The organism is Leuconostoc sp. BM2 (assembly GCF_002095565.1).
Classification (GTDB): domain Bacteria; phylum Bacillota; class Bacilli; order Lactobacillales; family Lactobacillaceae; genus Leuconostoc; species Leuconostoc falkenbergense.
Genome location: NZ_MOWQ01000030.1, coordinates 1 through 21637, shown reverse-complemented (window position 1 = coordinate 21637; position 21637 = coordinate 1). Strand labels below are relative to the sequence as shown.

Annotated in this window: 16 protein-coding genes, 1 tRNA gene, 1 other RNA gene, 1 pseudogene and 1 other annotated feature; of the genes and pseudogenes, 3 read left to right on the top strand and 16 right to left on the bottom strand. The window is 38.8% G+C overall.

What is annotated here, in order from left to right:
• Nucleotides 1-67: 67 nt before the first annotated feature.
• The 8 genes from BMG01_RS08140 to BMG01_RS08105 all read right to left on the bottom strand — a co-directional run bounded on the left by BMG01_RS08140 (nt 68) and on the right by BMG01_RS08105 (nt 10995).
• Nucleotides 68-742, bottom strand: a complete 675-nt coding sequence (locus BMG01_RS08140; RefSeq protein WP_036067898.1) for a VTT domain-containing protein — start codon at nt 740-742, stop codon at nt 68-70.
• A 113-nt stretch (nt 743-855) separates the two neighbouring features.
• Nucleotides 856-2679 (bottom strand): oligoendopeptidase F, encoded by a 1824-nt coding sequence (gene pepF, locus BMG01_RS08135; protein WP_004915305.1) that lies wholly within the window; start codon nt 2677-2679, stop codon nt 856-858.
• A gap of 71 nt (nt 2680-2750) precedes the next feature.
• Nucleotides 2751-4127 (bottom strand): amino acid permease, encoded by a 1377-nt coding sequence (locus BMG01_RS08130; RefSeq protein WP_004915308.1) that lies wholly within the window; start codon nt 4125-4127, stop codon nt 2751-2753.
• Nucleotides 4128-4212: 85 nt separating this feature from the next.
• Nucleotides 4213-6174 carry a threonine--tRNA ligase gene (thrS, locus tag BMG01_RS08125; RefSeq protein ID WP_036067187.1) on the bottom strand — a complete coding sequence of 654 codons (1962 nt, stop codon included), beginning with the start codon at nt 6172-6174 and terminating at the stop codon, nt 4213-4215.
• An 89-nt stretch (nt 6175-6263) separates the two neighbouring features.
• Nucleotides 6264-6469, bottom strand: a binding site (T-box leader).
• Between the two features lie 190 nt (nt 6470-6659).
• Complete coding sequence (locus BMG01_RS08120) at nt 6660-9029, bottom strand: DNA translocase FtsK (protein WP_036067897.1); 2370 nt, start codon at nt 9027-9029, stop codon at nt 6660-6662.
• 157 nt (nt 9030-9186) lie between these two features.
• A tRNA-Glu gene (locus tag BMG01_RS08115) sits at nt 9187-9258 on the bottom strand.
• Between the two features lie 70 nt (nt 9259-9328).
• Nucleotides 9329-9841 carry a tRNA (cytidine(34)-2'-O)-methyltransferase gene (locus BMG01_RS08110; protein ID WP_004915320.1) on the bottom strand — a complete coding sequence of 171 codons (513 nt, stop codon included), beginning with the start codon at nt 9839-9841 and terminating at the stop codon, nt 9329-9331.
• Nucleotides 9838-10995 (bottom strand): AI-2E family transporter, encoded by a 1158-nt coding sequence (locus BMG01_RS08105; protein ID WP_004915322.1) that lies wholly within the window; start codon nt 10993-10995, stop codon nt 9838-9840. Before BMG01_RS08105 ends, BMG01_RS08110 begins: the two co-directional genes overlap by 4 nt.
• A gap of 185 nt (nt 10996-11180) precedes the next feature.
• On the opposite strand from BMG01_RS08105, the gene BMG01_RS08100 reads away from it, so the two are divergent.
• On the top strand, nt 11181-12212 hold the full coding sequence (locus tag BMG01_RS08100) for a lactonase family protein (RefSeq protein ID WP_004915325.1): 1032 nt from the start codon (nt 11181-11183) through the stop codon (nt 12210-12212).
• Between the two features lie 177 nt (nt 12213-12389).
• Nucleotides 12390-13625 carry an MFS transporter gene (locus BMG01_RS08095; protein WP_004915328.1) on the top strand — a complete coding sequence of 412 codons (1236 nt, stop codon included), beginning with the start codon at nt 12390-12392 and terminating at the stop codon, nt 13623-13625.
• A gap of 44 nt (nt 13626-13669) precedes the next feature.
• Here BMG01_RS08095 and BMG01_RS08090 read toward each other — a convergent pair whose 3' ends face one another.
• The 6 genes from BMG01_RS08090 to recU form a co-directional block, all read right to left on the bottom strand.
• A complete protein-coding gene (locus BMG01_RS08090; RefSeq protein WP_036067892.1) occupies nt 13670-15145 on the bottom strand; it encodes an ABC transporter substrate-binding protein/permease in 1476 nt (491 codons plus the stop codon).
• A 157-nt stretch (nt 15146-15302) separates the two neighbouring features.
• Nucleotides 15303-15675: RNase P RNA component class B (gene rnpB, locus BMG01_RS08085), an RNA gene on the bottom strand.
• 41 nt (nt 15676-15716) lie between these two features.
• The gene (locus BMG01_RS08080; RefSeq protein WP_004915332.1) at nt 15717-16136 is read right to left on the bottom strand and encodes a DivIVA domain-containing protein; all 420 of its coding nucleotides are present in this window, start codon (nt 16134-16136) and stop codon (nt 15717-15719) included.
• Between the two features lie 76 nt (nt 16137-16212).
• Complete coding sequence (locus tag BMG01_RS08075) at nt 16213-16782, bottom strand: DUF1273 domain-containing protein (protein WP_004915334.1); 570 nt, start codon at nt 16780-16782, stop codon at nt 16213-16215.
• Nucleotides 16783-16847: 65 nt separating this feature from the next.
• On the bottom strand, nt 16848-19034 hold the full coding sequence (locus BMG01_RS08070) for a transglycosylase domain-containing protein (RefSeq protein ID WP_036067889.1): 2187 nt from the start codon (nt 19032-19034) through the stop codon (nt 16848-16850).
• 24 nt (nt 19035-19058) lie between these two features.
• Complete coding sequence (gene recU, locus BMG01_RS08065) at nt 19059-19673, bottom strand: Holliday junction resolvase RecU (protein ID WP_004915338.1); 615 nt, start codon at nt 19671-19673, stop codon at nt 19059-19061.
• A 233-nt stretch (nt 19674-19906) separates the two neighbouring features.
• Here recU and BMG01_RS08060 point away from each other — a divergent pair, with 233 nt between their 5' ends.
• Nucleotides 19907-20884, top strand: a complete 978-nt coding sequence (locus BMG01_RS08060) for an FUSC family protein (RefSeq protein ID WP_004915341.1) — start codon at nt 19907-19909, stop codon at nt 20882-20884.
• 10 nt (nt 20885-20894) lie between these two features.
• On the opposite strand, the gene BMG01_RS08055 is transcribed toward BMG01_RS08060, so the two are convergent.
• Together BMG01_RS08055 and BMG01_RS11000 are read right to left on the bottom strand one after the other, a co-directional pair.
• Nucleotides 20895-21215, bottom strand: a complete 321-nt coding sequence (locus BMG01_RS08055; protein WP_004915342.1) for a multidrug efflux SMR transporter — start codon at nt 21213-21215, stop codon at nt 20895-20897.
• A 310-nt stretch (nt 21216-21525) separates the two neighbouring features.
• Nucleotides 21526-21637, bottom strand: a pseudogene (locus BMG01_RS11000) (IS30 family transposase); the annotation flags it as partial.

The following is a 21637-nucleotide window of genomic DNA, read 5'->3' as shown; positions in this document are numbered from 1 at the left end:
TTACTGAATTGAGTTTATCATGATACCGTCTGTTATATTGGTATATCAGGTGGTTTTATGATAAATATTATTTTTTAGATAATTTTTTTTGCCGACGTGAAATCATTGCTGAACGAATAATGCCAATAATCGTTGGCAACAATGTTACCAGAGCAATGCCTAAAATAATGATAGAGAAATGCGCCTTAACAAACGGAATATTGCCAAACAAGTACCCTGCCCCCGTGGCAATCAAACTCCACGTAAACGCAGCAATCACGCTGTTTTTCAAAAATCGGCCATACGGGGACTGACTAATACCTGCCACAAACGGCACAAAGGTTCTCACAATCGGCATGTAACGCGCAATAATGATGGCAACCGCGCCCTTTTTCTCGAAAAAGCCCTCTGCTTCTCGAATATGCTCCTCTTTAATGAAGCGCCCAATTAATGGATGCCTAATCAGCTGATAACCACCTGTTCGGCCAATCCAAAAATTCAATGTGTCGCCCAAAATGGCTGCAAAAAAGAAAACAAACATAAACACCCAATGATTCAATCCAGCATTGAGTCCAGCCTGCGTGGCAGCAATTGCACCCGCAGCAAATAGCAAAGAATCCCCAGGCAAAAAGGGCATGATGACTGCGCCAGTTTCAATAAAAATGACTGCAAATAAGATAAGATATGTCCATAAACCAAATGATTGCACCAAATTAGCAATATGAGCATCAATATGTAGAATAAAATCAATTAAAAAAGCCATGATGAGTTTGCGCCGGTCATAATCTGAAACAGCGACGCATTTTCCTTCCAATTTCAGTAATTCTATTTTACCACATCGTTATCTTGACAGCCCTCGCAAGTATTGATAACGATTTATTTAGTCGAAAAAAGTTGTTCTAGGGTATTAACATCCTCTTCAAAATTCGCAAAAGCACTATCAAGATACTCCCCACTGACCATATCAAATCCTGCTGACTTAATGAGATTAACTGGATAATCGACGCCACCTGAAGCCAAAAAACGGCGGTAGTTATCCAGCGCTTGCTTGTCACCACTCAATATTTTATTAGCAATCGCACTGGCCACCGCATACGATGTCGCATATTGATAGACATAAAAATTGTAGTAAAAATGTGGCACACTGGCAAATTGGACGGCATAACTGTCATCCGGAAAATCATCAACAATTTGCTCACCATTAAATTGCTTTTCTAATTGTGTCGTCATTTGATTCAATACGGTTAAAGACAATGCTTGACCGTTTTGTTCCGTTTGGTAAGTTAGGTGCTCAAATTCTGCAAACTCTGCAGCTGTTACAACTACATTCAAAAAACTAGCAATTGATTTTGTACGCAAATAAATTTGCGCTTCACGGTCATTTTGGTATTTTTTAATCAGATAATTTTGCAATAAAATTTCGTTGAGCGTGGAAGCAATCTCGGCATTGAAAGTTGCCGCTTCACTATATTGAACGGGTTGTGTTTGATTACTTCGGACACTATGTATCGCGTGGCCCAATTCATGCACCAAAATATTAGTGCTATACAATTTATTTGTCCAAGTTAATAAAATATACGGATGAACTGTTGCAATACCAATTTCAAAACCACCAGAAGACTTACCAACATTTTCTGCAACATCAATCCAGCGATTATTTAATGCCTCTTTCACTTGGTTAACGTAATCCTCACCAAGTGGCTTCAATGCCTCTAGTGCCAGCTTTTCCCCCTCTTCATAGGTTGTTGGTAAGAAATCTTTACCAGTTAATGGTACAGATAAGTCATAATGATGTAATTGCTCAACCCCAAGCACTTTTTTCCTTAAATCGTAGTAGCGGTAAACCGTATTGATGTGTTCATGGGTTTTACTAATGAGCACGTCGTACAATGCTTCAGGAATATTGTTTTGTGCTAATTGCTGTGAGCGCGCACTGTGATAGCCACGTAATGCAGCAATCGTATTTTGACTGTGAACATGGGTATTATAAAGTTTAGCCATAGTATGCGAAACGCTGATATGCGCGTGCGCTATCATATCAACAGCTTTCTTTCTGATGTCGCGATTTTGTGAATGAATAAACTGTGAAGCATTCCCCATGGTTAATTCAATTTCATCGCCATTTTCATCTCTCAATGTGCCAAAGTTCAAATCAACATCATTAAGCGTATCAAAAACATCATTAGGACTTTGAAGAGTTGCGTTTAACGCACCCAATAATTTTTCTTCGGTCGCTGTTAATTGATGGGCACTATTTAAACGAATTTTGTCAAAATAAAATTGATAATGCAACAATTTTGGCTCTTGCGTCATATATGACTGCAGTTTATCGGATTCAATGCCTGATATTTCAATTTTGTAAAAAGCTGTCCCTGCGTAAAAAGTTGCCATGAGCTCGTCAGATGCCCCTTTAACTTGCTGAGCAACTGGATTAGTCATGTCACTAGCATACAAAAGTTCTGCATAAGCCCAAGTTTTATCAATATTAACGTCGATCACATTCACTAACTTTTCAGTTGCAAGCAATAAATTTTGAGGACTATCACCCAGATGATTTTTAAAGGACGAAAAATGATTAATTGTATCTGTCGTTTGTTGGCACGCCTTCTCATAGTCTGCCGGCGTTTTAAAAATATCAGTTAAATTCCAAGTCAGATTTACCGGAACTTCTGACCGTTTTAGTTTTCTTTTATGAGCCATGATGAATTTTTGCTTTTTATAATCTAATATTCATCATATCGTTATCAAATAAAAAAGCAAGTCACTAGGACTTACTTTTCAAGACTAATTGTTTTAGGCTGCCTCATCGCGATGAAACCAAAGACAATGAGCCATATCGTTGAACCAAGCGCCGGAATACGCGACTCTGGATTAAAAAATAAGGTTATGAACACAAAAACAAAGAATACAATGGCCATTGGCACCAAAACCTTTGGCGCAATAACCAAGAAACCATCCGGCATATAATTGTCTGATTGACGATAACGCATATAAGCAATCAAAATAAGCACATAAATCATCAAAAACAAATCTGTGGATGCACTTGTCACAAAACTAAAAGCGTTTGTAATCGTTGGAATTAATGAAATAATTGCAGAAAATGCAATCATTAGAGATGTAAACAAAATTGCTCTCACCGGTAATTTAGCATGAGACATTTTGCGGAATGGTTTTATAAATGAGGCTTTTGACTGATAGGCCAAGGCATAAAAATTTCGACTAGCACTAAATAACACCGAATTCAAAGCCGATGCCGCACTAGTTAATACGACAAAGTTTACCAAAGCTGCTGCCCATTTAATCCCAGCCAATTGGAATATCATAACAAACGGGCTTTGATTAGCAGGAATTTTTTGCCAAGGATAAATCGTCATAATAATGAATAATGCACCAAGGTAAAAGAACAGAATTCGCCACGGAATTTGATTAATTGCTTTTGGCAAGACAGCGCGAGGGTTCTCAGTTTCTGCCGTTGTCATACCAATAAATTCCATTCCCACAAAGGCAAACATTACCATTTGAAAAGCATTAATAAAGTTACCAACACCATTTGGAAATAGGCTAAAATGATGCCAGACATTACTGAATGCAACATCACCAACCGTCGTTTTAAAGCCCGTCAAAGCCATGATGATACCTGTGGCAATCAGTGCCAAAATAGCTACGATTTTAATCATTGCAAACCAAAATTCCGTTTCACCATACAAAGCAACCGTAACCAAATTAACACATGTCAATAATACCAAAATCACGACTTGAATCAGCCAACTTGGCAAATCTGGTAGCCAAAACTGAATGTATTTTGCAACAGCTGTCAACTCAGCCATGCCCATAAATACAATTGTTAGCCAATACGACCACCGTGCAAAGAAACCCGCGCGATTACCAATATACTTGGTAATAAACGTGATAAAAGTGTGCTGCGTTGGATCTGCATATAGCAACTCGCCAATCGCACGCATCATAACAAACATAAAAAATCCAATGATTAGATAAACGAACAGTATGGACGGCCCAGCAAAATGAATTGAATTTCCAGCACCCATAAACAAACCTGTCCCAATTGTGCCGCCAATAGCAATTAATTGAACGTGTCTATTTTTCAAACCATGTTGCTGCGGTTGATGACTCTCTTTTGTCTCTGACATATTAATATTTTACTTCTCCTCTTACTGCAAAGCACCCTGCGAAATTCGTAGGGTGCTTTTGTTAACAACGCCATAATTGAACTTTTTAATCGTTTACTTCACGTGAATAGTGTGAAACATCAGTCAATATGATGTTTTGGAAATCTTCAAATGACATGGTTTGTGTCTTGTCTTCCCCATACTTACGGACTGTGACAGTTTGACCATCCACTTCAGAATCACCTAGAACCAAAGTATATGGAATCTTGTTCGTTTGTGCCTCACGGATTAAATAGCCCATCTTGGCATCCTTTGTCTCAACGTGTGCACGCAAGCCAGCGGCTTGCAATTTTTGTTGAATATCTCGAGAATACTCACCATGCGCATCAACATTAACGGGAATGATTTGCACTTGTAATGGTGCTAACCATGTTGGGAAAGCGCCCTTATACATTTCAATCAAGTAAGCTGTAAAGCGCTCCATTGTGCCCACAATACCACGGTGTAGCATAACCGGACGGTGGTTATCTTGTCCATCAGCACCAATATAAGTCAAATTAAAACGTTCTGGTAACAAGAAGTCCAGTTGAATGGTAGACATTGTTTCTTCACCACCCAATGCTGTTTTAGTTTGGACATCTAATTTTGGACCGTAAAAGGCAGCTTCACCTTCTGCTTCAAAGTAATCAAGGTTAAGATCATCCATTGCGCGTTTCAATTGCGCTTGAGACTTTTCCCACATGTCATCATCATCAAAATACTTTTCTGTATTTTTAGGATCACGATACGACAAACGGAAACGATAGTCAGTGATGTCAAAGTCACGGTAAACTTCCATCATCATTGTCAAAATTGACTTAAATTCTTCTTCAAGCTTTTCAGGTTCCACAAATGTATGCCCATCGTTTAAAGTCATTTCACGAACGCGTGACAATCCTGTCAAAGCCCCTGATTTTTCATAACGATGCATCATACCTAGCTCTGCAATGCGCATTGGCAATTCTCGATATGAACGTGGCTTATGCTTGAAGACCATAATATGTGAAGGACAATTCATTGGGCGCAACTCTAGGAATTCGCCATCACCCATATCCATTGGTGGGAACATATCTTCACGATAGTGATCCCAATGCCCCGACGTTTTATACAAATTCAGGTTCGACAACACTGGTGTATAAACATGTTGGTAGCCATTTGCTAATTCTTTGTCGATAATATAACGTTCAACTTGTCGACGAATAGTTGCACCATTTGGTAACCACACTGGCAACCCAGAGCCAACTTCTTGACTAGTAAAGAACAAGTCTAGATCACGACCAATGGTACGATGATCACGTTCTTTAGCTTCTTCACGACGTTTAACCTCAGCATCGACGTCCGCTTGTTTCCATTCAGCAATACCATAAATACGTTGCATCATTGGATTAGATGATTTACCACGCCAGTAGGCTCCGGCAACTGAAGTTAATTTGAAGTGCTTTACCCAACCTGTTGATGGCACAAGTCCACCTTTGTCTAATTCAACATGATCGCCTTGAACAGCAATTGTGATTTTCTCATCGGCTGGCAAATCATTAATGAGTTCAATCTTGTATGGATCATTTTTAAATAATGTCAACGCTTCGTCACGTGAAATTTCACGTGATACAATTGGCAAATCTTCTGCAACAATTTTGTGCATCATGGCTTCAATTTCCGCAAAATCGTCAATTGAAACTTGATTACCTGAACCGTTATCAGTGTCGTAATAAAAGCCATTATCAATAAATGGTCCAACACCAAAGTGCATATTGGCAAACTTAGGAATACGTTTCAAGGCTTGCGCCAACAAATGAGATGCTGAATGACGTAAAAGTTCCAAAGCTTCATCATCACTTGTCGTAATTAATGCGAATTCACCATCATTTTCAAGCGCATCATTCAAGCCAACATATTGACCATTCAACTTAGCGGAAACTGCTTTTTTGGCCAAAGACTTTGAAATACCAGCTGCAACCTCAATTGGCTTTGTACCTGCTGCAAAGGATTTTACAGCACCATCTGGAAATGTTAATTGAATTTCTGTCATATACTTTCCCTCTTCATCATAAATAATCAAATTACGTTTCGAAACCCTGCGCAACACTTGAAAAAAGCGTCCCTCTGAGCCAAAAGACTCAAAGGGACGCTTTACCGTGGTACCACCCAAGTTTTGCATCATAAGATGCAACTTAAATGACAATTAACGGCGTCACCCGAATGAATTTCGTTACCTACTTATCACCACTCAAAGGTAGTCTATCAAACTTACGCTGTTCATTTCCACCAAACATGAACTCTCTTTAAACGCACAGTAATCAAGTTGTCCTCATCAAAGTTTCTAAAAACAATCTTAGCACTGTTTTAGAACTTTTGCAATTTATTTTTTCAAATCCACTAATACCTGCTTCAAAGCATCATGGGCAACGTCATCATGATCAAGAATACCATTGTCATATACGTTTTGTAATGCTGCTATTTGTTCTTTTGATAATGCCATTATATTACTCTACTTTTATATCACTTGTTTTACACTTACTGTTCAATACCGGAACTGCCATCCGAAACATTGACATGTCGTGGCCGTGAACCATCGGCTGGGCCAATATAGCCACTTGCTTCTAAGTCATCAATTAATCTGGCAGCTCGATTATAGCCAATTCTAAATCGTCGTTGTAACAACGAAGTAGAAGCTTTTTGTTGTTCGATTACAAATTGCAATGCGTCTTGGAACAATTCATCTTCACTGTTACCATCCGATATATCACTACCATCTTGCGCAACTTCTTCATCTGTCACCGTCATAGCTTCAGAATACTGAACTTCTTGCTGCGCTTTAACAAATTCTACCACACTAGTAACATCAGCGTTACTAATGAAGGCACCTTGCACACGTTGTGTCGGCTTACCAGGTGGCGCAAAAATCATATCACCTCTGCCTAACAGCTTTTCTGCACCGTTACTATCCAAAATCGTACGTGAATCAATGCCTGAAGCCGTTCTAAAAGCAATTCTACCAGGAATGTTACTTTTGATAGTCCCATTGACTACTTTAACATCTGGACGCTGAGTAGCCAAGATCATATGAATGCCAGCAGCTCTGGCTTTGGCACCTAATCGTGCAATTGAAACCTCAATTTCACTACAAACCGTACTCATTAAATCTGCAAACTCATCAACAATTGCGACGATGTAGGGCATTTTTTGCATGATAGGCTCACCCGTTGCAATAGCACCGGCATTTTGTTTATCAACCGCAGCGTTATATTCACCGATATTCCGTTTGCCAAATTGCGCTAACAATTTGTAACGATTTTCCATTTCGTCAACTACTTTTTGCAATGATTTGGCAGCTTTTCTTGGCTCAGAAACAACTGGTGTTAGCAAATGTGGGATCCCATTGTAAATCGATAATTCAACTACCTTCGGATCAACCATCATCAATTTAACTTCACTAGGCTTAGCACGAAGTAGAATTGAAATGATAATGCCGTTGAGTCCCACAGATTTACCAGATCCTGTTGAACCGGCAATCAATAAATGTGGCATGGCTGATAAATCGGCCATAATAATATTACCAGTAACGTCTCTTCCAAGTGGCACATTTAGTGGATTATCATCAAACGGTGCATGTTCAATCATATCTCGGAACCCGACAGTTGCTTGTGTATCATTTGGTACTTCAATACCAACATATGGTTTTCCTGGAATCGGTGCCTCTATACGTATTGATTTAGCCGCTAAGGCTAACGCCAAGTCATCTGCCAAATTAGCAATGCGGTTAACTTTAACTCCTTGTCCAGGTTTTAATTCATACTGCGTAACGGTTGGTCCCAATGAGACACTGGTCACTTCCGCTTCCACACCAAAACTTTGTAATGTGTCATGAACTAGGCGTGACTTTTCAGTCAAACTTTTAAATTCTTTTGTTTGATCCGCCGGAGGTACCTGTGTCAACAATTCTGCTGATGGCAGTTGATAATCTGGATTATTTGCTTCTGGTGTATCGGTCGCTAGCGATACTTCTTCATCAGCCTCTGATAATGTTGTGGCAGGTGTTACCACTTCATCTGACGATTTATTTTCATTATTGGTTACTGGACCATTCCACTTAATTTCTGGTTCAATAAATTCGTGGTTTTGAGGCAACTCATCAGTAACCTTTTCAGCCTGATTGTCCATTTCTGACGCAGCCGAATGATCAACACCTAATGGATTATCGCCATAATCAGTAATATCTTTTTTACGTCCGTTTTTATTGAAAAAAGGCTCACGTTTAGGGGCGTTAGCCCGTTGTTCTTGAATATATGCCACACCCGCTTGTGCCTTCTCAACACTTTTTTCAGCAATATCACGAGCTGGAATTCGGAAAAATATAATCACACCAGCAAATAATAACAATGTCGTGACAATCCAAGTACCAACATTTGACATTAACATGAACAACACATGGTATATTGCCGCACCAACAACGCCACCCCCAAGTGGTGTGTTAGCTGCTTGATTCGCAAAATCTTGCTTGATAATACGAATGACTTCATTTACATATCCTGTACCATCTTGCAACGTATAAGTAAAGAACAGTAACGAAGAAATAACTTCAATGGCAATAAATGCCATACCGGCTCCCATCCAAAAATGTCCAGCAATTTTAGGCAACTTTCGCATGAGCATATAATATAGCATCCCAACTGTTAAAGGGACAATAATTGCAAAATAAACGTTACCAAAGAAAAAGCGGAAAATATTCGCTACAAAAATGCCAATCAAGCCCAGCTTAAAAGTACCCAAAACACCTAGAATAGCGCTAATTAATAACGTCAAATTTCTAGCAAGTGGATGTTGCTGTTTTTTTGAACGTGAACTGGTTCTTCGTCGTTTTCTGGTTGTTTTTCTGGTAGCCAAAATTATTACCTCATATATTATTAACGCTCTATTTTATCATGTTTAAAATGCGAACGCGTGTTCATCTTTAATTCTTAAGAATTGCTTAACTGTCAATAAAGTCATTTAATTTCAATAATTATACACAAAAAGCCGCAACCGAAGTTGCGACTTTTAGTAGCTCGTGAGAGAATCGAACTCTCGATTCCGCCGTGAAAGGGCAGCGTCTTCGCCACTTGACCAACGAGCCATGGTCTTTGTTATCTCACTGCTGAAACAACTATATAATCATAACAAGATTTTATAGTGACGTCAACCCCTTATTTTAATTTATCTTGTTCATAGGTATGAACAGTATCCAGATTTGGAAACGACTGTTGACGTAGCGCCTCATAGATGACAATGGCAACAGTATTTGACAAATTCAGAGATCGAATATGTGTGTCGTCTTGTGGAATCCGAATTGCCTTTTCTGGGTTTTGACGCATAAACACTTCTGGTAAACCAGTGGTTTCTTTACCAAAAAGGAAGTAGTTATCCCCATCAGCTTGTGTATAATCAGGCTCTGTATAATCTTGGTTCGCAAACTTAGAAACGAGATACAAATGATCCGTAGGTGCCAACGTTTCCAAAAAATCCGGCAAGCTTGGATGCCTTACCAATTGCACGTGGTCCCAATAATCGAGACCAGCCCGCTTAACATGTTTGTCATCTAAATCAAAGCCTAGAGGCTCAATTAAATGTAAAACAGCGTCTGTACCAGCAGTTGTACGCGCAATGTTACCTGTATTAGCAGGCATTAAGGGTTCAAATAAAACAACATGATTAGTCATTTTTCAACGGTTCCTTCCACTTTAAACAATTCTGAATTATGTCGCCACCACTCGTATATGTGTGTCACTAGAACTTTCGCAACAGCATATGTTGGAACGCCTAACACAACACCTAATACACCAAAAATATGACCACCGCTTAACAATACCACAATGACAGTGACAGGGTGAATAGACAATGCTTCACCCAAAATTTTTGGGGCGATCACATGTCCTTCTATGGGCTGTTCAATTACCAAAACAATTATCACCAAAATTAACAATTTTGGTCCCCCAGCAATTAACGCCACTGTAAACACTGGCACTTGGGCAAGAATAGATCCTACATACGGAATCATATTAAAGAAGCCAGCCATCAAAGCCAATAATATACCATACGGTAACCCAATCACTGTATAACCAATCGAGAACATGATAATAACCGCTAACGCAACACCGAGCTGTCCACGAATGTATTGTGCCACTTGCGAACTCACTTCTCTCAACAAATGATAGACTGATATTTGTGCTTTTTGTGGGAATTTATCAGCCACAACAGCTGAAAATTTATGTCCATCAAGCAACATGTAATAAAGGATAAAAGGCGTAGAAACCATCGTTACACCAATTGAAGTTAGCGTCGACGCAAACGAACTAATGCCAGCAACACCACTCGTCAAATACTTTTTACTCCAATCAATCACATTTTGGTTGATATCCGCATTTGTATGATTTAGGTAATCACGAATAAACTTAAATTGATCAGATGCAAATGTGTCGTTAATAAAGCGTTCACTCGTGCGCCAATATTGTGGCCAATTATCAATAAATGACACAACTTGTGTGCGTAATACCATATAAACAGCAACAATCACCCCAGCAATGACTGCTAAAAGTGCAATCAATACAATGCCAATTGATAAATTTCTGGGTAAATGAACATGCTTTTCCAATAAGTTTACCAATGGACTCAACAAATAATACAAAACCCCTGCAATAATAATTGGGGCACCCACTGCCGTAAATAAAGCTCGCATAGGTTCAAACACAAAACGAACTTGCCAAGCCAGAAAAATAATCAGTAAGATTAGCAGTATCACAATAAGTCCATTGAGTAAGTTGTTGCCAGAAAACCATCGTCTGTACCATGACTGTTGTTCTTGGTCTTTTAACATAAATATTCCCCGATTCATCACGTTTATTATTATTTTACCATAGAAATAAAAATCATGTTGCTAGCCAAAATCGCGCTGTTTCATCATGCTTTTCAGGCATAATGACAGCTACGTTAACAAAGAAATTTGTGAAAAGGCTTACATTCGAGTATAATAAATTTAGACATTTTAAAGGAGTCCTTATCATGGCAATTTATAAAATTTTGTTTGGCACCTACACAAAAAGAATCTCAAAGGGATTGTATGAAGCGGAACTTGATACTGAGAAAAAACTTTTACAAAACCCAACACTTGTTGGTGAACTCACTAATCCAACCTATCTTGCAGTCTCAAAAGCAAACAAGGTTTACGCGGTTGAAAATCGTGATGGTCAAGGTGGCGTTGTCACCTTTGATAATTCTGTACGCCCGCTGGCTGAAATTGATGCGCAACTCAGCGAAGGATCTGCTCCAGCCTATATTGGCGTAGATGAAGCGCGACAATTAGTATACGCCGGCTACTACCATCGTGGTACTGTGGAAGTTTATCACATTAATGCCGATGGTAATTTGACATTAACTGATCAATGGCAAAATGAAGGTTCAGGTCCACGCCCAGAACAAGGGTCATCACACATTCACTTTAGCAATTTGACACCAGATAATCGTTTAGTTGCTGTGGATCTTGGTGCTGACGAAGTCATTACTTTCGATGTCTCTGATGATGGCAAACTTACTGAAGCATCACGCTTCACAACTGAAGCTGGTTTTGGCCCAAGACATATTCGCTTCTCACCAGATGGTCAATACGCCTACCTGCTTGGAGAATTGTCAAGTTTGCTGAGTGTGCTAAAATACAATTCTGAAGATGGTTCTTTCGAACACGTTCAAACTGCCTCTACAATACCCGCAGACTGGACAGAACATAACGGATCAGCAGCTCTTCGTTTGAGCAAGGACGGACACTACATCTACGCCTCAAACCGTGGGCATAATTCAGTTGCCGTATTTAAAGTTTCAAATCTTGGTGCAGAAATTGAACGAATCCAACTCATTAGCACTGAGGGAGAATTTCCACGTGATATGAATTGGGACAAGGACGAACAATTCTTAGTTGTTGCTAACCAAGATACAGATAACGTATCGTTATACGGTCGTGACAGTGAGTCTGGGGAACTGACACTTTTGCAAAAAGACTTTGCTATTCCTGAAGGCGTTCGAGTAACTTTTGAATATTAAATTTAACTACAAAAAAACCACTTTGAGTGTACACACCAAAGTGGTTTTTTATATTATCAGGTTGCATTGAAAAAAAATTAAGCGTATAATCAAATCGTTTGAACTATCACAAGACTTAGATAATTCTAACCAGCAAATAAAGATTACCTGTGAGTAATCATTTCAAGGAGAATTAATATGCAACAAACTGGTATGTCCCCGCTCAATGCGCACCATTTTAGTGCTTACCAAAAAAAGGTAATCGCTTCTACTGCAGCAGGTTTCGGGTTGGAAAACATGGATGTGATGTTTTTGTCATTTACACTTTCATCTATGATTGTTGATTTGCATATATCAGGTGCAGCAGCTGGCCTGATATCATCAATCACAAACTTAGGTATGCTGATTGGCGGTCTCTTTTTTGGCATATTAGCTGACAAGTATGGCCGAGTAAAAGTCTTTACATACACTATCTGGATTTTTGCAATCGCAACAGCATTAATGTTTTTTGCCAAAAATGTCTATTGGGTCTACGCTCTACGTTTTCTTGCTGGAATAGGTGCTGGCGGTGAATATGGTTCTGGAATGGCTATTATTGCTGAAAGTTTTCCAAAAAGAGCTATCGCCAAAGTAACATCCCTTTCAGCTATTGGTGGTCAAATCGGCGCCATATTGGCAGCAATTTTAGCAGCCGTTATCTTACCAATATTAGGTTGGCATACACTTTACGTCTTTGGTTTACTACCCGTCATTTTGATTTTCTTTATTCGCCGACACTTATCGGAAAGTAAAGTATTCACTGATATGCAAGCTAAGCAAACCAGCACCGAGTATCGTCCGGGTTCAATTACAGCATTATTTGCAACACCAGCGCAAGCATGGCAAACAATTGCTTTAATGATTATGGTTATGGTCCAAATCGCTGGCTATTTTGGACTTATGAACTGGCTGCCATCCATCATGCAAAAACGAATTGGGCTCACTGCTGCAAGCTCCTCTCTCTGGATGATTGCCACAATAATTGGGATGAGCCTTGGCATGCTAACCTTTGGCGCAATTATGGATAAATTTGGTGCAAGACGTGCTTATACCATATTTCTGATTGCTTCAGCACTTGCCGTTTTTGTATTAACAATGGCGTCAAACAAAGTAGAATTACTTCTAGCACAAATGTTAGTTGGTTTCTTTGCAAATGGTATGTATGGTGGTTATGGTGCCATTATGGGCCACTTATACCCCACGGAAATTCGTGCCACTGCCAATAACACCATCATGAATTTTGGTCGTGCAGTTGGCGGATTCTCAAGTGTTCTCATTGGCTTTCTAATGGATCGCTATTCATTGGTCATCGTCATGGGATTTCTATCTGTCTTGTATCTGATTAGCCTAAGTGTCATGCTCACTATTCCAAAACTAAAATCAAAAACAATCTAAAAAGACTTGATTAGAAATCAAGTCTTTTTTAATAGCTCTTAATATTATCGAGATGTCCTGTTCATACGATTTTCAGCATAACCCAGTGCTCGGCTAATACCAAATGTTAAGACAAAGTAGATTAATGATGTAATCACCAATGGGAAAAATGGCTTAAAGGATGCGCCTTGGACAACACCTGTTTGAAACATCAACTCACCAACACCAATGACAGATACGACGGAACCTTCCTTGATGACAGTCACAAACTCATTTCCCAATGCTGGCAATATGTTTTTAACGGCTTGCGGCAAAATAATATAACGCATTGCCTTGCCCTTAGACAAGCCTAACGAACGCGCCGCTTCGTTTTGGCCATTATCAACGGAGTTAATACCAGAACGGATGATTTCTGCCACATAGGCGGCAGAATTTAATCCCATGGCCAAAGCACCAGCAGCAAAGGCAGACAAATTGAATCCAATCACTTGTGTACCGAAAAATACCATAAATGCTTGAACAAGCAGTGGCGTGCCACGGACATATTCAACATATATATTACCAATTGCTTTTAGGATAAAATTAGGTGATAGCTTAAATAATGCGAATATCGTACCTAATATAACGCCAATCACAACAGCAATAGCGGCTAACGCCAGCGTTAGCAATGTGCCTTTAATAAATAAGTTACCGTACTTCGCCCAGAAAGACTGATCAGCAAACATTAACTTATTGGCTTTTTTCTGATATGCTGCCAATTTTCCAGATTTGACAATCTTAGTGATTGAAGCATTAATTTTTGACTTCAAGACTGGTGAGTTTTTGGGCATAGCTACTGAAACTGCCCCTTCACCTGAAGCAGGCTTTGGATAAATAATTTTGAAAGTTTTATTTTGTTGTGTATATGCTTTAGAAATTGGTTCATTCAACACAATTCCAGCTATCTTGCCAGTTGATAACTGTGCAACCAAATCAGGCACTTTTTGCAGGCTAACTAATGTTGAGCTACTCATGTTATCTTGAACATAAGTTTCTTGAGTCGTTTGCTTTTGAGCACCAATTTTTTTACCAGCAAAGGAAGACAAATTACTCGAATATTTGACAGCATCCTTTTTAAGGACCATTATTGTTTGCAATGGCTTCAAATAAGCCTGCGAAAAGTCAACAACTTGTTCACGTTCCGGTGTTGCGTTGATACCTGAAATGATAACGTCGATCTTACCAGTCTGCAGGGCACCTATCAGACCGTCAAATCCCATTTCTTTAATAACTGGCTTAACGCCTAAGTCCTTGGCTATTTGCTTAGCCATGTCAACTTCAAAACCAACAATTTGATCACGTCCATTAACAGTTGCGTGAAATTCAAAAGGCGCATAATCGGCTGACAAACCAATCACCAATGTACCTTTCTTTTTGATTTTAGTCAATGCTGGATCGGTTGTTGCTGCGTTCACCTTAGTTTGACCTAAAGTTCCGACAAATGGCATTAACATAATTGAAAGCATTGCCACTATCATTATTTTTTTTATTATTTTCTGCATATCCAAATCTCTCCTTGTGCTGTATCACAATAATAACAGTTTACGCGATAATGAATTTTTATGCAACATTATTTTCTTTTTATACAAAAAATAACTGCATACCCTTGCTTTTTATTCATTAAAAAAACTCGCCGAAGCGAGCTTACCTGATATAAGTATCTGTAGGCCATGTTTTGTTCCAGTGATATGCAGGTACATATCACCTTCGGTAATCATCTATCTAAGTTCAATTGCTTAAACCATACCGATCATCGTTTCATTTTACTAGATCAGCCGCCCCTACCAAAAGTTTGGGTTGCCCGCTTGTGGGGTTTACCTCGTCTCAAATGCCAATTTTCACTGACATATACGTTTCTATGGCACCTTCGTATCTATTCAGACATAGCTAGAAGCCTTAGCCTTTTCGATCGCCGTGGCATCACTGCCCCCGGGTTTATTCTTTATCCCGGCACAAACACTACACCCATCTCAGAGTGTGCGAGCATGGACCTTCCTCACGTCAGAAATATGACGCGCAATTACCCGATACTTATACAACAACAACAACAACAACAACAACAACAATCATATTTTACGCGTTTTCATTTTCAGAGTGGTCACGACCAAAAACAGCACGTTCCAAGTTAGCAACACGTTTAATCAGATCCAAATTAGTAACAGTATTAGCTGAAGGTGCAACAGGCTTCACCTCTGGCGCTGGCGTAACAACAGGCGATACTGTCTCAACCGCGGGCGCCGCAGGTGCAACATTAGCAGCTTGAACGCTCTGTTGTTTTACAAGGACTAATTGATCTTGCGCATCTTTTAATGCTGTCTGTAAACGCGCAACTTCACCTTGCAGTTGCTCAATACGGCCACCAAATGCACCATAATCTTTTATGATATCATCTAAAAAGCTATCGACATCGGCCGGATCATATCCGACACCCATGCGCTTTTGCTTAAAAACACGTTCTAAAATATCTTTTTGCGTGTATTTTACTTGTTCCACAAGACACACCTCGTTTAATTTTTTAACTTAATTTATATTACCAATAAATTCTCAGAATTACAAGAAAAATAAACAATTATTCATCAAATATTATATTTTCTATACGTTGTTCTTCGTATTCCGTAGCGTAATCTTGTAACGCCATCATATCAATTTGTGTCAATGGATAGGGCGTTTTCTTTTGATATGCTTGAATAATTTGACTGTCAAATTGGGTTTTACCTGGGTAGTCTGCGTCATATATTAATAATGCACCATCCGTATGTGAAAGCATAAATTGTTGGTAAGCTCTGAGCTGCCCTGAGACTTGATACTCTTGTGTAGACACACTCTCTGCGAAGTCGCTCTGTGCAATCAAGTCGTGCAGCCTTTCTTGATTTTTTGATTGCCATTGCCCGCCAAAGTTTTTAAAAGGCAGCATCATAGCAACTTTTAAATTTGGATAGTCCCTTTTCAATTCTTGAACAACCGACACCACCCATTGCTCAATTCCCAACTGACCACCTGTGATAACCCACTCTAACCCTTCATCCAATTGCGTCTTTAATGCCTGTTTCAATGCAAATTTAATCACCTTAATTTTGGGATCTTGATCACCAAAAGTACCAAGCTCATAATTACGATATCCGGTTACCCATAGCCGCATTTTTCCCTCCAAATATAAAGAACAATCTTAGCTATTAATAGCCAGATTGTTCGATCAAATCCTAATTAATTGTTTCCTGTTGTAGATCCAGTCGATGCAGAGTTCGTCGAAATACCCGCTTCAGCAGGTGTTTCACCGGACTGGGTACTAGAGGTTACACTTGGTAAGCCACCATTGCTCCATGAGGCATTTTTAACTTCATATTCAACAATATTACCCTTTACGGTTTGTTTAACACTATCAGGCATGGTCCAGTCCGTATTATCCTTGTTTTGCATAGCATAAGCCATTACTTTGGCATAATATTGTGCTGGCAAATCTTGTTCTGTCCAAGGAATATAGTTTTGCTTTGGATAATCAAAACCTGTCCAAACAGACAGTGCATATGACCGTGTATAACCAGTGAACCAAGCGTCAGAAATGGCACGTTCAGGCATATTATCATCTTCATCATAACCAACTAATCCAGATTTACCAGCTTGATGTAGACCAGTAATCGCAGCATCAGCAGCTGTGGCATTAGGCTTGATAACGCCTTTTAACATGTCTGTTATCATGAAAGCCGTGCTTGTTTTCATCGCGCGTGTGCCAGTTGTTGTGTAGTTATGTGTTGTGCCATCAGCAGTTACCACTTTAGTAATATAAGTGGGTTTGTAATAAGTACCACCGTTCGCGATTGCGCCAAAAGCAGCTGCTTCTTGCTCTGATGTCACTGGAATACCAATGGCTGCCGAACCACCAGGCGTGCCATCGGTTGTAATTCCCAAACCATTAACAAATTTCTCTGCGTTAGCCCCACCAACTTCTTCTAGTGTTCGCACAGCAGGAATATTACGAGACTGGGTTAAGGCAGTACGCATAGTGATATTTCCCATATACTTTTTATCCCAGTCGTAAACATCCTTATCGGTACCGACATACTTATATTTTTTATCGACAACCGTTCGATACGTTGGCCAGTTCAAATACTCAATGGCTGGTCCGTAATCCAGTAATGGTTTAATGGATGATCCCGATGAGCGTGAAGATTGTGTAGCTCGGTTTAAACCAAATGTCGTTGTGACATTTCGACCACCAATTTGCGCCACAACACGTCCGTTATTAGGGTTAGTCATTGTTGCACTAATCTGTAAGTTTGCACTAGAAAAAGTAACTGACCCACTGTTCGCATTATCGTACAATGATTGTTGCAAACTAGAATCCATACTAGTATATATCTTCAAACCTGATTTAGAAGTATCATATCCCAGTTTTTGGGCTTCTGAAATGGCTGATTTGGCGTAAGCATCAACTACCTTGCGATTTTGATCAGCATTTTCTGCTTTCGTTGTCAAATCTTGCAGGCCGTCGTTGACAGGAGTAGCAATAGCCGCCTTAGCTTGTTTTTCAGTAATGGCACCATACTTGACCATTGCTTCAATAACAGTATTTCGTCGTTCTTTGGCTGCAGAATTATTTTTTAAATAAGGATCGTAATACGTTGGTGATTGTGGCATTCCTGCAAGCAATGCCAACTGTGGTATCGACAACTCCGTTAATGGTTTACTATAAAAGTATTCGGCGGCCGTTTTCATGCCATAAATACCATGACCCATATAGACTTTATTGACATAGAACGTTAGAATTTCGTTTTTAGTAAAATTCTTTTCAACTCGTAGTGCAAGCCAAGCTTCTTGGGCTTTACGTTTTAATGTTTGGTCGGCTGATGATGTACTAAAGACAGATAACTTAACAAGTTGCTGAGTTAACGTTGAGCCGCCTTGCATACCCAGTGAAGAACCTTTAATGTTAGCTAAAGCGGCACCCATAATACGAATTGGATCAACACCATTGTGCTTATAAAAGCGTCGATCTTCAATTGAAACAACCGCCTGCTTCAACGTTTTAGGAATTTCGTTTGCATTCGCATAGTCACGCTCTTGCGTCGCCATAGTCCAAATAACATTTCCCTGACTGTCTAATAGTTGCGTTGAATTTTCAGAAGCTAAATCTGATTCAGTAATATTAGGTGCATCAGTGGCATACGTGAAAAATAATGCCGCACCAGCCAAACTTCCAATAATTCCTAGCGTTAATAGCCAAAGGAAAATTGCAAGTAACCATCGTCGTTTTTTTCTTGGCTTACGAGGTTTTTTTGGACCGCTACCCTTGCCTTTGGGTCTGGGCCTTGGTGGTTCTTGACCTGGCTGATTATCGTACATATTTTGGTTGCGATCAACACGCGACCATTGATTTGAATTATCATTTGCCATAATACTGAGAGAGCTCCTAGATATTTATTTTAACGATTCAAGCATCATATCAATAGCTTTTAGATAATCCAAACTTGGATTTAAGCTTTCTGGAATAATGTACCCATGTGTCAAAATGTCATGATACGAAATGGATTGTTTACCCTTTAAATTCTGCCATTGTTTGATCAATGCACTTGCTGGGTACACATACCCCTCATTTAAAGTAGTGAATTTGATAATCACAAAACCAATGCCACCTTGAGATAAAATGTTTGCTAAATGTGTAATTTGATGCTGATGAAAGTTTTTCAAAGGAAATGATGTTTTATTTTTAGTTTCCTTAGCATCAAAATCAATATAACGTCCTTGATAAACACCATTATAATCTGTCGTGGAAGCCTGCTTGAAGTAGGCTTCCGTAATTTTAGCTGCAGCTCTGGCTGGATAGTCAACTTTGACAATTGTAATGGGGGTCGGCTTTTTGTGGACGACAGCAAGTCGATTTGCCAAATAATAATCGTTAGCCTCATTAATTTCATCTTCCAGTCCCATACCACGTTTACCGAAAATTAAGGCTTTTTTTGTTGTCTTACCCGTTCGTATTGTATTTTGAACAGAGTTCTTATGGCGTGTGCCTGCTGGATATTTAATGGTCATCACTGCTCTCATCACTTTTTTAAATATATATCTCTTATTTTACCATAAAAAATTGGCTAAACCACAATTGTATAACCTTCTAAATAAATATGACCGTCAAAATGCAACACATGATTATTCTTAATTGAATCTGTTATCTAATTTTCTAATCAACTTATTATCAAATACCGATTGACAATGATAAGTTTTTTATGTTAGGCTGGAAAAATTTGAAAATTTCGAGGTAATCTAACATGAATAAAATCAATCGCCATATCATTCACGCTTTTTTGGGGATGAGTTCAATGGCCATTTCCTTATTAATTGGTGGGTTTTTTAATAATCAGTGGTTAGGTGTGATGAGTTGCTTTGGTGCATTGACACTCATGTACTATGTACCCGCTAATCAACATAAAACAATATCACAACTGCTGATAGTAGACGTTATTTCTATTCTAGCTTTGCCTATCAGTGCTTTGTTAGCTGGATCAATGTTTGCTATTTTGTGGATTGGCATGTTAGCATTTATTTCACAATATATACTGACTAAAGAAAAAATGTTTGGCCCTCAAGCTTTTTTTATCTTGATGATTAATGGTATGTTGTCCAGTTTGGGTCAAATATCAATCATAACAAGACTTTTATTTGCTTTGTACATCATTTTAGGTGCCGTTATTGCAACTGTTTTCGCACTAATCGAAAATTGGTGTTATGAAAAATATGCCATCACATTCCGTCTAGATCGAGAAAAATTCACTTATAACATTGAATCCATGCGTGCCATTAACTATTCTATTTTTGCTATGTTAGCCTATTTTATTGGTGTTCAGAGTCACCTCAATAACTATTACTGGTTGTTAGTCTCTGCTATCACCATCTTGCAAGCTGAAAACATACCAACCGCTAGGCATCGCCAATACCACTATGTGCTTGCTGGCATTGTTGGATGTATATTTGCTTTATTAATTTATACAACAATCCATCAAAAAATCTTATTGATGATTATTGCAGTCATATTGATGGGAATAATTTGTTTCGCAATGCCTAAAAGCTACTTGATTGGAAATTTTTTTACAACACCAATTGCGCTTATTCTTTTTAAACTGGTTCGACCTGAACTAGGAACAAATTTAATCATCACTCGGTTAATCGCAATTTTAATTGGTACTAGCATCGGCATTGTCGGTGTTATTGCTTTTGATATTATTTTGCGCCAACAAAAATTAACCTGATATCATCTCACTATTCGCCAGCCGTCATTTTTATGCCAATAATAGCCACAATTAACAAAATTACAAACAACCAAGTGGCCCCAGAAAATTTATCATGAAACAATGACACACCAACGACTACCGAACCAACTGCACCAATGCCTGTCCAGATAGGATATGCTAAGCTAAACGACAAATGTTTGACTGCCTGCAATAAGAATAGCATGCTGGCAATTAAACCAACTACCGTAACGATAGCCCAACTAATTTTTGAAAAACCATCGCTCAGTTTCATTGCAGTTGACCAAAGAATCTCAGATAAACCGGCCATTAATAAAAAAATCCATGACATATCAGACCTCCAAATAAAAAAGTTGTAGCACCTTATTGGACAAAATTTGTCCCTTAGGTGACACAGCTTTGTTGACATTTCTTTTGATAAGCTTCACACTGACTCTTATTTTATCATATGGCAATGACATAGCCAAGTAATTATATCATCAAAGTAATTTGAACAGAAAGCTGACTGATTAACTTTATCAGTTCCCTATGTTTTTTGATTTTTAACAAACTTTTAAAATCATTTAAGTTTAATCAAGCAAGTTTTCATAATAATTAGTTCAACAATATAGCATTTTATTTTATATGGTAGATTGCAAGAATTAACCGAACACTGCAAACTGCTGAAAAACCTTTCGTGGTGATTGCCAGTTGAGTGTTTTCATTGGTCTCGCATTGATCCAATGATTAATTTGATCTAATTCTTTGGCGCTA